Origin of the sequence: Aeromonas sp. Prich7-2 (genome assembly GCF_017939255.1) — a bacterium.
GTDB classification, from domain to species: Bacteria; Pseudomonadota; Gammaproteobacteria; order Enterobacterales; family Aeromonadaceae; genus Aeromonas; species Aeromonas caviae.
Genome location: NZ_JAGKRI010000373.1, coordinates 16,068 through 30,694 on the forward strand (window position 1 = coordinate 16,068; position 14,627 = coordinate 30,694).

Consider the following 14,627-nt stretch of genomic DNA (forward strand, 5'->3'; position numbering starts at 1 on the left):
AATTAGCCGTTTAGATGGCTAGATGGTTGTGTGGTGGCTGCATGTTCGCCCCCGACCGTTCACCGTTTTGATGATCATGTTGACAGGGAGTTTTTATGCAACGTCGTTCCTTCTTCACCCTTTCCGCCCTGGCGCTGCTCGCCAGCAGCCTGCCGCTGTCCGCCTTTGCCATCGATGAGGCGAAGAAAGAGATCGTCATCGGCACCACGGTTGGCGACTTTGCCGACATGGTGACCGACTCTATCAAGCCGCAGCTCGAAGCCAAGGGCTACAAGGTCAAGCTGGTGGAGTTCACCGACTACGTGACCCCCAACATCGCCCTGGCGGACGGGTCGCTTGACGTCAACTGCTTCCAGCACAAGCCCTATCTGGAGAGCTTCGCCAAAGACCGGGGTCTCTCTCTGGCGCCCATCACCCAGGTACCGACCGGTCCCATGGGGCTCTACGCCGGCAAGCTGGGGGATCTGAAGGCGGTGAAAGAGGGAAGCACGGTCGCCATCCCGAACGATCCCACCAACCAGGCCCGAGCACTGCTGATGTTGCAGGATCTGGGCTGGCTGAGCCTCAAGGAGGGGATCAATCCTCTCAAGGCGAGCGAGTTCGACGTGGTGAAGAACCCCCACAACCTCAAGCTGGTGCTGCTGGAGGCGGCGCAGCTGCCGCGCTCCCGTGAGGATGTGGACTTCTCCGTCATCAACGGCAACTTTGCCGCCTCAAGCGGGATCCCGTTCAGCTCCGGCCTCTTCCTCGAGCGCAGCTATGACTTCATCAACTGGGTGGTGGTAAAGAGCGCCGATGCGGGCAAGCCGTTCGCCAAGGATGTGGCGGCCGCCTACAACTCCCCCGAATTCAAGGCTTATGCCGCCAAGCGCTTCGTCGGCTACAAGTATCCCGAGGGCTGGCAGCAGAAGGGGTGAGTGGCGTACAAGCGATAAAAACGGGCACCCAGGTGCCCGTTTTTTATTGGAGGTCAGTAGTGGCGCAACCACCAGCGGGCGGCCAGGAGGGCGGTAAGGCTGCCAAGCAGGGCGCTTGCCAGCACATCCAGGGGCCAGTGCATGCCGATAAGGGTGCGCGAGAGGCCGATCCCGATGGCCCAGAGTGGCAGCAGCCAGGCCCCGGCGGGTGCCCGGGCCAGCCAGATCAGGCCGAAGAACTGGGCGAGGCTCATGGCGGCGATGCTGTGACCGGAGGGAAAGGCGTAGTTGACCTCTGCCTGCCAGTGCTGGCCGAGCCAGGCGGGCAGCGCCAGCAACTGGGTCGCGGCGTGGACCTGTTCGCTGCGAAGGGCCTGGCTTCCCCCATAGAACTGGCGGATGGCGGGGATCAGCTCCTGGCTCTCCAGCCAGATGAGGTAGGGCCTGGGCTCCTCGGTCAGCAGCTTGATGAGGCTCTTGATGACCCAGTCGCTCGCCAGCACGGCAAAGAGGGCGCCAGCCAGCGCCAACAAGGCGCGACCGTCCAGCGTCAGCTTGTGTCTTGTTAGCAGCAGCAGGGCGGCGATGGTGAAGACCAGCCCCGGCAAGTCCACCATGCGGGTGAGGGCGTAGGGCCACCATAGCCAGCCCGATTGCAGGGCCTGGGTCATGAACGGCTGCCAGGGCAGGCAGACGAGCAGCAGCAGGGGAAGGAGCAGGAGGGCATTGAAATGAAGCACCTTGCGGCGTGGCAACGAAGAGGAGTGAGTCGGCATCAAGGGGTCCGGTTCGGTGGCGCGAGCGGCTAGAAAGAGGCGTCATTGTGCCAGTCAGGTTGCTCTGGTCAAGGCGAAGGGGGCGAGGGCAACAGGCTGTTACATATGATGCTGCCGGGCATCGTGCCCGCACCTGAGGCCGGAAGGTGGAAAGATGGCCGCAGAGAGGTCTGCCAACAAGCCTCTGAAAATCCGCCGCGTTTGGGCTAGAATGGCGCGCCTGTGGCCCTTGTGGACGAGATGCGTGCCGATGAAGATCGTCGTTGATGAAAATATGCCCCATGCGGTGGAGCTGTTTGCGGAATTTGGTGAAGTGGTTCCCCTGCCGGGACGAGAAATAAAGGCCGCGGATCTGCAAGAGGTGGATGTGCTGCTGGTGCGCTCCGTGACCCGGGTCAACGAAGCGCTCCTGGCGAGTTGCCCCAGGCTGGGGTTTGTCGGCACGGCCACCATCGGCACGGATCACATCGATCAGGGGCTGCTGGCGGCGCGGGGCATCCCCTTCTTCAGCGCCCCCGGCTGCAACAAGGTGTCGGTGGGGGACTACGTGCTCTCCGCCCTGCTGGTTCTGGCGGAACGCCATGAGCTGACCTTGAGCGAGATGAGCCTCGCCGTCATCGGTGCCGGCAACACCGGCGAGAGCGTGGCCGGCAAGGCCGAGGCGCTCGGGATGAAGGTGCTGCGCTGCGACCCGCCCCTGGCCCGTAGCGGCGCCGCTGGCGACTTCGTGGATTACCGCACTGCCCTGGATGCCGACATCGTCAGCTTCCATGTCCCCTATCTTCGTGAAGGGGATGAGGCCACCTTCCACCTGCTGGGAGCCGAGGAGATCGCCGAGCGTCCGGCCGGGCAGATCCTCATCAACGCATCCCGCGGCGAGGTGTGGGACAACCGTGCCCTGCTTGTCCGCCAGCAGGGACCCCATCCCCTGCGACTGGTGATGGACGTGTGGGAAGGAGAGCCGGAGCCCCTCAATGAACTGGTGCCCCATACCGAGCTGGCCACCCCGCACATCGCCGGTTACAGCCTGGAAGGCAAGGCCCGTGGCACCTGGATGCTCTATGAGGCGCTGTGCCGGCAACTGGGGCGCACCCCGCGCCAGGATCTGCAATCCCTGCTGCCTGCCCCCGAGGTGCGCGAGCTGACGCCGGGGCAGCCGGCGGATCAGGCGCTCATCAAGCAGCTTGTCCACCTTGTTTATGACGTGCGCCGTGACGACGCCCGTTTTCGCAACCGGATCGGGCTGCCCGGCAGCTTCGATGAGCAGCGCAAGCGCTACCCCGAGCGGCGCGAACTTGGCGCCCTGCAACTGAAAGGGCCCTTCGCCGACGACAGATTGGCCCGACTGGGCTTTGCCGTCTCAGAGCAATAAACCCGATTTCAACAAGGGGAAGGGCTTGCCCAGGCGGCGCTTCCCCCCGGCCCGGCATCATGGCGGGCCTGTCATCAAACCGATACGCGTGCCAGCCGGGGCCCTCATGCCCGGCCCCGACGGGCCGCATCACAGGAGAACAGATCAGTGAGTCAGCAATTCAACGTAGCGGTATTGGGTGCCAGCGGCGCCGTGGGTCAGGCCATGATCGAGATCCTGGAGGAGCGCGCCTTCCCGGTAGCGACCCTCTATCCGCTCGCCTCCAGTCGCAGCGCTGGGGACACGGTGCGTTTTGGCGGCAAGAACGTCGACATCCTTGATGTGGAGGCCTTTGACTGGAGCCAGGTGGAGATTGCACTCTTCTCCGCCGGTGCCGAGGTCTCGGCCAAATGGGCGCCCATCGCCGCCGAGCACGGCTGCATCGTCATCGACAACACCTCCTGCTTCCGCTACGACGAGGACATTCCCCTGGTCATTCCGGAAGTGAACCCGGACGCGCTGGCCGATTTTCGCAACCGCAACATCATCGCCAACCCCAACTGCTCCACCATCCAGATGCTGGTGGCCCTCAAGCCCCTGCACGACGAGGTGGGCATCAGCCGCATCAACGTGGCGACCTACCAGTCCGTCTCCGGTTCCGGCAAGGAAGGGGTGAGCGAGCTGGCGGGCCAGACCGCCCACCTGCTCAACGGCCGCCCGGTGGAGCCGACCCTCTATCCGCAGCAGATCGCCTTCAACCTGATCCCGCAGATCGATGCCTTCACTGACAACGGCTACACCCGGGAAGAGATGAAGATGGTGTGGGAGACCCAGAAGATCCTGGGGGATGCCAGCATCGCCGTGAACCCTACCTGCGTGCGGGTACCGGTCTTCTACGGTCACGCCGAGGCGGTCCATGTGGAGCTGCACCAGCCGCTGGACGCCGAGCAGGTCAAGGAGCTGTTGCGCAATGCCCCGGGCGTCACCCTGTTTGATGATGAAGGGGACTACCCGACCCCGGTGCGCGATGCCACCGGTCAGGATGACGTGATGGTCGGGCGGGTACGCCAGGATATTTCTCATCCGAGTGGTATCAATATGTGGATCGTGGCCGATAACGTTCGTAAGGGCGCGGCGACCAACAGCGTGCAGATTGCCGAACTGCTGGTACGCGATTACCTCTGAGGCCGGATGTCGGCCCCGGGCGGGGAGGGAACCCCGCCTTGATGTGGGCGCCCTGGCCCCGGTATGTGACCGGGAACCCACTCTCCGGTTTTTGGAATACCGTGTGATATCAGTGGACTAGGTTTTTTTCTACACTCTGGTTCGCGTCTGGGGCTGCTTTCTGGTCGCCGCCGGGCGCGAAATATGTCGGATCGCTGGCTTGAGACCGGCGCCTGATTTATATTGAGCCGATTGTTTTGGGGTAACTATCCAGATTTTTCAATGTGATAGGGCCGTCATACGAAGGAACGAATATGGGACATTCCCGCATAACGCTGGCAACGCTACTCGCATTGGGGCTTCTGGGCACGGTTCAGGCCGAAGAGGGGGCGCGAGAACCCTTCTTTGTCGAACTCAAGGGACCGGATGGCTCACCGCCCCCCGCGGTGCAACCAGAGCCCCGGGCCCAGCCCGTGGCGCCCGTCACCCTGCCCAGAGCCCAGCCCATCGTGCGTCAGGTGCCTGCTGCGTCGGCTGGCAGTTATGGTCCCGTGCGTCCCACCGACACCCTCTGGAGTCTGGCGAGCAAGCATCGCCCGTCCAACCGGGTAAGTGTCTACCAGACCATGGTGGCCATCTATGACAAGAACCCCCGAAGCTTCGCAGACGGCAACATCAACCATATTCTGGTGGGTTCCCACATCCTGCTGCCCACCGCCGCAGAGGCGGGGCGCATCACGGATGCCGAAGCACGCCGTCGCTTCAACAGCGACAACGCGAGCTGGAAGGGGCTGAGCCCCAAATACCTGGCCAACAAGCAATCCCACGTCGCCCAGCCGGTGGCGAGCAAGCCTGCTCCGGCCAAGCCGACTGTGGTGGCCAAGAGCACACCGCCCAAGGCGGCGCCGATCCCGGCGGCACCCAAGGCGACGGCTCCTGCCCCCGAGGTGAAGGAGACCACCAAAGCGGTCGTCTCCACTCCCGTGGTGGTGAGCGCTGCTGCGAGCAGCGCCGTCAGCACGGCGCCGGCGCCCCTGCCCGCCACTGCGGTGGGCAAACCCTCCACCGAGATGGCGCTGGCCCTGGAGGATGCCAACGCCCAGCTCGGCCAGGTCACCGAGATGAACCACAGGCTCAAGCTGCGTCTGCAAGCCCTGACCGAAGAGGTGGAAACCCTCAAGGCCCAGTTGCAGGATCAGACCGCCCTGCAAAAAGAGGTGGCGGAACTCAAGGCCAATCCGACGCCTCCCGTGGTGGCGCCGGTGCCCAAACAGAGCTGGCTGATGGAGCTGCTCTCTTCGCCGCTCAATCTCGCCATGATCATCCTGCTGCCGGTGCTCCTGGTGCTTGCCCTGGTCACGCTCTGGCTGCGTGCTCGTGCCCGCCGCGAGCTGGAAGAGCAGGAGAAGAGCCTCTCCGAGTCGACCTCCATGGTCATGGGAGACGAGAACAGCGAGTTTGATCAGTTGATGACGGTGGGCATCGCGGATGACGAGCCCCTCCATGGCATGCCGGATCTCAACGAGCCGGAAGTGAGCAGGAAGCAAGATGGCGCCAGTGCTGCCGCCGATGTCATCTTCCGGGATGACGAGACGGCGCTCTCCGCTTTTGATGTGGAGCCTGCGGTGACGACGGCGAACCGGGATCCGGATCTGGTGCCCGAGCTGGATCTGGCCCACGAGGGGGACTTCGATCTGCCCGTGGTGCCGGAACTCGATCTCTCCGACGAGCCCACCTCCTCTGCTCGTGGTCATGACGAGATCATGACCGAGGAGGAGCTGCAGGCCGCTCTGTTTGCCGAGCTGGACGCGGATCTGGAAGCGGATCTGGCCCAGGCCCAGGAGGAGAGCCGCAGCCAGCGTGACGAGACACTGGCCAACTTCGATCTGAGCGATCTAGAGACCGGGTTTGGCGAGCCGACCGACGATGAGCTTGCCACCAAGGCGCCGCACATCGACGAGACGGGGTTTGGCAAGGACGATATGGACGACATGCTGGCCGAGCTCGGGCTGGAGCCTACCAAGCCGACGGCGTCCGAGTGGGATCCCAGCGAGCTGGCCCTGGCGGACTTCGAGGATGCCTTCGCCGAGGTGGAGTCCCATCAGGGGGAGGTGAAACCCCGCGAACAGGTGCAAGACAGCGACTTCGTTGAAATCGACAAGCTGCTGGCCGATGCCGATGCCAGCAGCACGGAGCAGGAACCCTATCAGGGCTTCTCCCTGGATGTGGGGCTGGACGGTTTCCCCGAGGTGCTGCCGGAGTCCAACGGCTTTGATGTGGATGCCGATGACGGCGGGGTGGGGGCCAAGCTGGATCTGGCCCGGGCCTACCTCGAGATCGACGACAAGGAGAGCGCCCGTGAGCTGCTGGAAGAGGCGGTGGCCCAGGGCAGCGAGCACCAGCGCAGTGAGGCGCAGAAGCTGCTCAAGCGCCTGGGCTAGGCAGGCCCTTGTCATCCATGCACCAGAGAGGGCAGCCCGCGGGCTGCCCTCTCTCTTTGGGGGCCCCGCACCGCGGCCTCGCCCGGTCTGGGACTTTTGAGCCCGAGCGCGTATAATCCGCCCCGTTTCTTTCACTGCATCCTTTCATCAGAAGACACCGTTACCCATGCGAATTGCCCTTGGTATTGAATATGACGGCAGCCGGTACTTCGGCTGGCAGCGCCAGCGCGAAGTGATCAGCGTTCAGGAGGAGCTGGAAAAAGCCCTCAGCCGCATCGCCAACCACCCCGTCTCCATCCAGTGTGCCGGTCGCACCGATGCGGGGGTGCATGCCACCGGCCAGGTGATCCACTTCGATACCGAGTCGAACCGCGCAGAAGGCGCCTGGACCCTGGGGCTCAACTCCAACCTGCCCCCTGACATCGCCGTGCGCTGGGTCAGGGAAGTGGACGAGCATTTCCATGCCCGCTTCAGCGCCACCGCCCGCCGCTACCGTTACGTCATCTACAACCACAACTACCGCCCGGCGATCCTGAGCCAAGGCGTCAGCCACTACCACGAAGCCATCGATGCGACGCTGATGCACCAGGCGGGCCAGAGCCTGCTGGGGGAGCATGACTTCAGCACCTTCCGGGCCGTCGCCTGTCAGTCCAACACCCCCTGGCGCAATGTGACCCACCTGTGTGTCAGCCGTTCCGGCCCCTACATCGTGCTCGACATCAAGGCCAACGCCTTCCTGCATCACATGGTGCGCAACATCACCGGCTCCCTGCTGCTGGTGGGGCAGGGGCTTCAACCGGTGGAGTGGATTGCCGAGGTGCTGGCGGCGAAGGATCGCAACCTGGCGGGCCCGACCGCCAAGGCGGGCGGCCTCTATCTGGTGGATGTGGATTACCCGGCCGAATTCGGGTTGCCCCGGCCGCCCCTCGGCCCGCTGTGGCTGCCGGACTCGGCACCGGGTACGACCAGTTTTTAGTAACTGGGCCCGAAAATTTGTGGTTTAATGATCCGTCGTTTATTGCCATCGAGCCGTTAAGTCATTGAACAATCAAGGCTCGATGTGTTTTGTCAGGCACAAATGCATTAAGGAATTCCATGAGCTGGCTTGAGAAGATCCTTCCCAAGAGCAAGATCACCACACCGCGTCGTCACAACATTCCGGAAGGGGTGTGGACCAAGTGTACTGCTTGCGAACAGGTGCTCTACCGGGCAGAGCTGGAGCGCAATCTCGAAGTGTGCCCCAAGTGTGACCATCATATGCGCATCAGCGCACGTGCCCGTCTCGAGAGCTTCCTCGACGCCGAGGGACGCAGCGAAGTCGCGGCCGAGCTGGAGCCGCAAGACATCCTGAAATTCAAGGATTCCAAGCGCTACAAGGATCGTTTGTCTGCCGCCCAGAAAGAGACGGGCGAGAAGGATGCGCTGGTGGTGATGAAGGGCACCCTCAAGGGGGTACCGGTCGTCGCCTGTTCATTCGAGTTCTCCTTCATCGGGGGCTCCATGTCCTCCGTGGTCGGTGCCCGCTTCGTGCGCGCCGTCGAGGAGAGCATCAAGGAGGGCCGCGGCCTGGTCTGCTTCTCCACCTCCGGTGGTGCGCGGATGCAGGAAGCCCTGTTCTCCCTGATGCAGATGGCCAAGACCAGTGCGGCCCTAGATCGCCTCACCAAGGCGGGCCTGCCCTTCATCTCCGTGCTGACCGACCCCACCATGGGTGGCGTCTCCGCGAGTCTGGCCATGCTGGGTGACATCAACGTAGGCGAACCCAAGGCGCTGATCGGCTTTGCCGGCCCCCGCGTCATCGAGCAGACCGTGCGCGAGAAACTGCCGGAAGGCTTCCAGCGCTCCGAGTTCCTGCTGGAGAAGGGCGCCATCGATCTCATCATCGACAGGCGCGAAATGCGCAACCGTCTGGCCGGTCTGCTGGCCAAGCTGATGAACACTCAGGTCATCGAAGACTGAAGATGAGTTCACACATGCAACAATCCCAAAGCCGGTCGCTGGTCGACTGGCTTTCTTATTTGGAGCAGATCCACCCGGCCAACATCGACATGGGGCTGGAGCGGGTCGGCACGGTTGCCCGCCGCATGGGCCTCACCGAACTGCCGTTCAAGGTGATCACGGTGGCGGGCACCAACGGCAAGGGCTCCTCCTGCGCCATGGCGGCCAGCATCCTGATGGCCGCCGGCTACCGGGTCGGTGTCTACTCCTCCCCCCATCTGCTGCGCTTTACCGAACGGGTGCGCGTCAATGGCCAGGAGCTGGCCGATGGCGATCACTGCGCGGCCTTTACCGAGGTGGAAGCCGCCCGGGGCGACATCGCCCTCACCTTCTTCGAGTTCGCCACCCTGGCGGGTCTGTGGCTGTTTCGTCGCGCCGCGCCCGATGTGCTCTTGCTGGAAGTGGGGCTGGGGGGGCGGCTCGACGCCACCAATGTGGTGGAATCGGACGTCGCCCTGATCACCTCCATTGCCCTGGATCACTGCGACTGGCTCGGGGATACCCGGGAGGCGGTGGCAGTGGAGAAGGCTGGCGTCTATCGCAAAGGTAAACCCGCCATCAGCGGGGAGCACAATCCGCCGTCGACCATCGCCAGCGAAGCGGCGCGCCTCGGCGCCTGCCTGCGTCAGGTCGGCATCGATTTTCGTGGTGACGAGCATGAAGGTGACTGGGATTATCACGGCCTGCACCACTGGTCGGGATTGCCCAAACCGGCCCTGCCGCTGATGAATGCGGTCACCGTGCTGGCGGCCCTGGAGTCCCTCGGTCTGCCATTGGCGGAGTCCGCCATCCGCGACGGCCTGGCCAATGCCCGCCTGGCTGGCCGGATGCAGCAGTTGCAAACCTCGCCGCTGGTCATCGTCGACGTGGCCCACAATCCCCACTCTGCGGCCTATCTCGCCAGCCAGCTGCGTCAGCGCCCCGGCAAGGGCAAGCGCCGCGCCGTGGTTGGCATGCTCAAGGACAAGGACATGGCGGGGTCGCTGGCCGAGCTTGACGGTCTGATTGACGAGTGGTTCCTGGCAAGCCTCCACGGCCCGCGCGCGGCCACGGCCGACCAGTTGGCGACGGCCCTTGGCAGCGGCCGGGGCGCGGCGCTCACCTTTGCCAGCGTGGGGGATGCCTACGGCGCCGCCTTGGCCGCATCGAGTCCTGACGATATGGTCATTGTGTTCGGCTCGTTTTACACTGTCGCCGACGTGCTGGCTCTGGGCTCGGTCTGAGCCGTTCGCTCCCCTGGCTCCGTCAACGTGACGACGGGCCGGGTTTTGCACTGGATAATCCCCTTTCAGGCCAAGTGGGTGGCGAGGGACCCGGCTTCGCCAGCCGGCGTGAGGGGAGGCGTTCTTTGCGAAGTGTGCAAGATTGCAATGGATCCTAAGTAACATGGGTGGAAATTAACTTGGCTTCGAAGTTTCAAAACAGATTGGTGGGGACCGTCATCCTGGTCGCCCTGGTGGTCATCTTTCTGCCGGACCTGATGGACGGCAACAAGCTGGAGCAGAAGGACGAGGCCTTCGCCAAGATCCCCCTGCGTCCGGAGCTGGAGCCCGCCAAGCCTGCGCTTCAGGTCTCGGCGGCGAGCACCCTGCCGGCCGAGCATCTGGCGAGTCAGCAGCAGGCCTCTGCCGCGACCCAGTGGCAGGTAGAGGAGATTGGCGATACCGTGACCCTGGCCAATCAGGGGGGAGCCAATCCAGCGGGAGCCAGTCAGGCTCCCATTACCCAGCAGCAGCCGGTACAGGCCGTGGCGCAACCCAAGCCCCAGCCCCAGCCCAAACCCGAGCCCAAGCCGGAAGTGATCGCCAAGAAACCGGTGGAGCAGCCTAAACCCAAGCCGGTGCCAACCAAGCCGGTAGAGGTGCAAAAACCGGTGGAGGCCAAGCCACAGGCGGGCCAGATCAAGACCATGGATGATCTCATCGCGAGCAAGATGGCCCAGCCGACTACGGCACCGGCAGCCCCGGCTCAGGGGAGCTGGATCCTGCAGCTCGGCGCCTTCAAGAATGCAGACAGCGTCAATGCCCTGGTGAGCAAGCTGAGGGCGGCGGGCTACTCGGCCCAGACGTCGCCGAGAACCCCGGTGCAGGGGCAGATCAACCGGGTCTTCATCGGGCCGGATGTCTCCAAGGCCAAGTTGCAGGGCATGCAGAGCCGGATCAGCCAGATGACGGGCCTGAGCGGCTCCGTGGTGGCCTACAACCCCTGACAGCATGATGAAATGAAAAGACCGCGCCTCATGGCAACATGGGCGCGGTCTTTTTTTGTGTCCAACACGGGGGAGGCAGTGTGGCTATCGGGCTATCGGGCTGCCGAGGAGGCCTAGATGCACTTCACCGGCTTGGGGAGGCCTGCGATCTTGGTGGCCTGCTTGGCGGGGCCTTCCGGGAACAACTTGTAGAGGTAGCGGCTGTTGCCCTTCTCCGGGCCGTACTGCTTTTCCATTGCCTTGACCAGGGCGCGGATGGCGGGGGAGGTGTTGAACTCCAGATAGAAGGCCCGCACGAAACGCACCACTTCCCAGTGGGGATCCTCCAGCACTATCCCCTCTTTTTCGGCCAGCACCAGGGCCAGCGCCTCGCTCCATTGCTCGCTGTGGCGCAGATAGCCTTGGGCATCGGTCTCGATGAGTTGGCCGTTGAACTGCAAATGGTGTGGCTCGGACATGACGCTTCCTCGAAAAGGCTATCTCAATGGGGCGGGCATGGTAGCGCCTTGCGTCCCGTCCGGCAACCGGGGCGGCGCTTGGCACCTGCCTCGGGCGGGACTGGTCCGGCGGCTATGTCCGGCTAGGTTCGCCCCTGACCTGTCAGCAACTGGCCGTCGTTGGCCAGCACCAACAGCTCGTCTGCCAACTGGCTGATGAGGGTGAGCTGCTGGCTCAGCATCAGCTGCTCCTCGCTGCTCTCCGGAGCGATGGCTGGACAGGCTCCCGCGAGCGGCGTCGGCATCTCCCCCGCCAGGTGACCGGCGGCCTGCTCCAGGGTCTGGCTGATGTGGCGGCTTATCTCCTCCAGCCCCTCGATGGGCTCGAGTTTGTCGCGATGGGCCCCAAGCGCCGAGATATAGGAGAGCAGAGCATGGTTGCGCCAGGTGAGAGTGAAGCAGAGATCCAGGAAGCGGCGGCGCTTGCTCGGCTCTACCAGCATGCTCTGCCAGGCCATGGCCAGCTCGCTGTCGGCGAGGTGGGCACACTTGCGGGCCACCCGGTAGTCCAGGGATTCATCCCGTTGGCGATGCAGGCTGGCGAGCACCGCCGAGAGGTACTTCGCATTGGCGGACAGGGAGTTGGCGATAAGGGTCGGCAACCGCTTGTATTGCCAGTCGGGCCAGAGCCAGGCCACCAGGGCGTAGGAAAGCAGGCAGCCGAGTAGGGTATCGAGCAGCCGGGGTCCGAGGATGGCGAAGCCGATGCCATCCAGCAGGTTGAACGCCATCAGCACGTAGAGGGTGATGAAGCAGACGGCGGCGCTGTAGTTGCTGCGCACCTGGGTGAAAAACAGGAAGGCGGCCAGCCCCATGATCCCCAGTTGCAGGTGCAGCTCGGGGAAGAACCAGAGCACGGGCACGCCGATGAGGATACCGGCAAAGGTGCCGAGCATCCGCTGCACCAGGCGACGGCGGGTGGCGCTGTAGCTCGGCTGGCAGACGAACAATACGGTGAGCAGGATCCAGTACCCCTTGTCCAGGTGAAACGCCTGCAGAATGCCATAGCCCACTACCAGCCCGAGGGAGAGCCGCAGGGCATGGCGAAACACCATGGAGTTCGGGGTCAGGTTCTGCCTGAGCAATGCCAGCAGGGGCAGGGCGATCGGCCGTGCCAGGGGAGGCAGGCTGGTGGGCGGCGCGGCGGGGTTTTGCAGCTCTTCGGCGCTTTGCAGCAACTGGTTGATGCTGGCCAGGTTGCGACGCAGGAACTTCATCGGTGTCAGCAGGGTCTTGGGGTAGTGCTGCTTGAGGTGGGTGAACTCCAGCTGATCGCCGAGGGCCTCCAGGGTCCAGTGAATGCGTTTGTGGTGGGTGTAGGGCTTGTGCACCAGGATGGCGTAGCCAAGCTGCTGACAGGCGTCGGCAAGCTGTGACAGCACCTCCTGGAAGCCGTCGAGGACGATGCCCTGCTTGAGCTCCGCTTCCAGCTTGCTGTAGGGGTAGTGGCTGGAGGTGGCCCGCTCCTGGATCTCCAGGGCAAGCAGGTAGAGGCGCAGCAGGCCCGCGAGCTCGGGGGCAACCCCGTGGCGGCCGGGGGCATGAAGACGGGCATTGAGCGCCGTCTTGGCCTGGTTCAGGGCATTGACCAGGTTGATGTTGAGCTGGGCCAGATTGTGGCGGATGGCCTGGGCGCCGTGTTCGTCGGCCGGGAAGAAGCGGGATTTCTCCTGCAAGTAGCGGGCGAGGGCGAAGTAGCTCTGGGCCAGTTGCTCGTGCAGGGTCTTGTAGGGCAGCAGCCAGAGCCAGACCAGGGACACCAGGCCGTACCAGAGGGCCCCGGCGCACAGGGCCAGCGGCTGATAGAAGAGATCCGGCGCCTTGGCGGCCCCCAGCATGGTGTAGATGGCAATCAGCAGGGAACCAAAGCTGATGGTGGCGTAGCGCTGGCCGAGGGCACCCACCATGACGAAGATAAAGGTGGAGCCCGCGAGCCCGATGGCAAAGAGCCAGGGGGTGGGGAAGAGATACTGCACGCACAATGAGGCGAACAGGAAGCAGAGCAGGGTCATGGCGAGGTTCTTGACCCGGCCCCAGAGGCTGTCGTCGGTCTCGGCGATGGCGCCGGCCACCACCCCGAGGGAGAGCAGCACGGTGAGCTGGATGTCACCGGTTGCCAGCGCGAAGGCGAGCAGCCCCGCGATGGCGAGCAGGACCTTGAGGGCGAAATAGATGTGGCTGTCTGTCAGCAGCCGGCGCAGCAGGCCGGAGAAATCCATCTGCATGCTAGGCACCCCCCTTGAACGAGGTGAAATCGATGTGGCTGTCGGTCAGCAGACGGCGCAATAAACCTGAGAAGTCCATGGGCATGGGATGAAGGCAACCCTTGAGCGAAACGAAAGCGACAGCATAACCTGTCGATAACGAAACGGCCCTGATTTGGATCAGGGCCACTTCGCTTCATATCCTTGATTTGCAACTTATCCTGACAGAAATGGGCGCCAATAAAAACCCCGCCGAAGCGGGGTCTTGTGCATCTTAAGCATCCATCAGTTGCGGTTGCCGCCAAGCAGGCTCAGCAGGCTCAGGAAGATGTTGTAGATGGAGACATACAGAGTGACGGTGGCAGAGATGTAGTTGGTCTCGCCGCCGCGCACGATCTGCTGGGTGGTGAGCAGGATGGCGCCGGAGGAGAAGAGCATGAACATGGCGGACAGGGCCAGGCTCAGGGCGCTCATCTGCAGGAAGATATTGGCAACCATGGCTACCAGCAGTACCCAGAACCCGACGAACAGCATGCCGCCGAGGAAGGAAAGATCCCGCTTGGTGGTCAGGGCATAGGCAGACAGGCCGAAGAAGGTGAGCGCAGTACCGCCCAGCGCCGTCATCACGATCTCGCCGCCGCCGTTGTTCATGTACATGTTGATGATGGGGCCGAGGCTATAGCCCAGCAGGCCGGTCAGGGCGAAGGTGAACACCAGCCCCATGCCGTTGTCACGGTTCTTCTCGGTCAGGAACATCAGGCCGTAGACACCGATGAGGAACACGGCCCAGTGCAGGGGCGGCATGTTCATGACGGTCGCTACCCCGGCTACCACGGCTGAGAAGCCAAGAGTGAGGGAGAGCAGCATGTAGGTGTTGCGCAGCACCTTGTTGGTGTCGCGCACGGCACCCTGGGTGCCAGTGTAGATAGAACGGGTATCCATCTTGATGTCCTCTTGATTTCCGGGGTGAAGCGACCATTTGTGCTTCGTTAACGCATTGTATGCACTGAATGTGTGGATGACGAGCGCTGATTTCAAGCGCCACCCCACCTGCGTGGTGCCTACTATCC

At 63.5% G+C, this 14,627-nt stretch carries 12 protein-coding genes; 8 read left to right on the forward strand and 4 right to left on the reverse strand.

Going from position 1 to position 14,627, the window contains the following annotated elements:
- Positions 1–95 precede the first annotated feature (95 nt).
- Complete coding sequence (locus tag J9892_RS23975) at positions 96–917, forward strand: MetQ/NlpA family ABC transporter substrate-binding protein (protein ID WP_041214971.1); 822 nt, start codon at positions 96–98, stop codon at positions 915–917.
- Positions 918–970: 53 nt separating this feature from the next.
- Here the strand turns inward: J9892_RS23975 and J9892_RS23980 are convergent, their stop codons facing one another.
- Positions 971–1,693, reverse strand: a complete 723-nt coding sequence (locus J9892_RS23980) for a phosphatase PAP2 family protein (RefSeq protein WP_029314731.1) — start codon at positions 1,691–1,693, stop codon at positions 971–973.
- A gap of 250 nt (positions 1,694–1,943) precedes the next feature.
- On the opposite strand from J9892_RS23980, the gene J9892_RS23985 reads away from it, so the two are divergent.
- From J9892_RS23985 to dedD, 7 genes are all read left to right on the forward strand, one after another.
- Entirely contained in the window at positions 1,944–3,065 is a 1,122-nt protein-coding gene (locus J9892_RS23985; protein ID WP_210539158.1) for a 4-phosphoerythronate dehydrogenase, read from the forward strand.
- A 147-nt stretch (positions 3,066–3,212) separates the two neighbouring features.
- Positions 3,213–4,229 carry an aspartate-semialdehyde dehydrogenase gene (locus tag J9892_RS23990; protein ID WP_041214974.1) on the forward strand — a complete coding sequence of 339 codons (1,017 nt, stop codon included), beginning with the start codon at positions 3,213–3,215 and terminating at the stop codon, positions 4,227–4,229.
- A 293-nt stretch (positions 4,230–4,522) separates the two neighbouring features.
- Positions 4,523–6,649, forward strand: coding sequence for a FimV/HubP family polar landmark protein (locus J9892_RS23995; protein ID WP_210539159.1), 2,127 nt, complete (start codon positions 4,523–4,525; stop codon positions 6,647–6,649).
- Between the two features lie 166 nt (positions 6,650–6,815).
- The gene (truA, locus tag J9892_RS24000) at positions 6,816–7,625 is read left to right on the forward strand and encodes a tRNA pseudouridine(38-40) synthase TruA (protein ID WP_042880093.1); all 810 of its coding nucleotides are present in this window, start codon (positions 6,816–6,818) and stop codon (positions 7,623–7,625) included.
- A gap of 119 nt (positions 7,626–7,744) precedes the next feature.
- Positions 7,745–8,608, forward strand: a complete 864-nt coding sequence (accD, locus tag J9892_RS24005; protein WP_010675139.1) for an acetyl-CoA carboxylase, carboxyltransferase subunit beta — start codon at positions 7,745–7,747, stop codon at positions 8,606–8,608.
- A 2-nt stretch (positions 8,609–8,610) separates the two neighbouring features.
- The gene (gene folC, locus J9892_RS24010; protein ID WP_210539160.1) at positions 8,611–9,870 is read left to right on the forward strand and encodes a bifunctional tetrahydrofolate synthase/dihydrofolate synthase; all 1,260 of its coding nucleotides are present in this window, start codon (positions 8,611–8,613) and stop codon (positions 9,868–9,870) included.
- A 179-nt stretch (positions 9,871–10,049) separates the two neighbouring features.
- On the forward strand, positions 10,050–10,856 hold the full coding sequence (dedD, locus tag J9892_RS24015) for a cell division protein DedD (protein WP_113977525.1): 807 nt from the start codon (positions 10,050–10,052) through the stop codon (positions 10,854–10,856).
- 113 nt (positions 10,857–10,969) lie between these two features.
- On the opposite strand, the gene J9892_RS24020 is transcribed toward dedD, so the two are convergent.
- From J9892_RS24020 to J9892_RS24030, 3 genes are all read right to left on the reverse strand, one after another.
- Positions 10,970–11,314 (reverse strand): TusE/DsrC/DsvC family sulfur relay protein, encoded by a 345-nt coding sequence (locus J9892_RS24020; protein WP_039038798.1) that lies wholly within the window; start codon positions 11,312–11,314, stop codon positions 10,970–10,972.
- Between the two features lie 122 nt (positions 11,315–11,436).
- Entirely contained in the window at positions 11,437–13,578 is a 2,142-nt protein-coding gene (gene yccS, locus J9892_RS24025; RefSeq protein ID WP_113977526.1) for a YccS family putative transporter, read from the reverse strand.
- Positions 13,579–13,842: 264 nt separating this feature from the next.
- On the reverse strand, positions 13,843–14,499 hold the full coding sequence (locus tag J9892_RS24030) for a Bax inhibitor-1/YccA family protein (protein WP_010675134.1): 657 nt from the start codon (positions 14,497–14,499) through the stop codon (positions 13,843–13,845).
- Positions 14,500–14,627 lie beyond the last annotated feature (128 nt).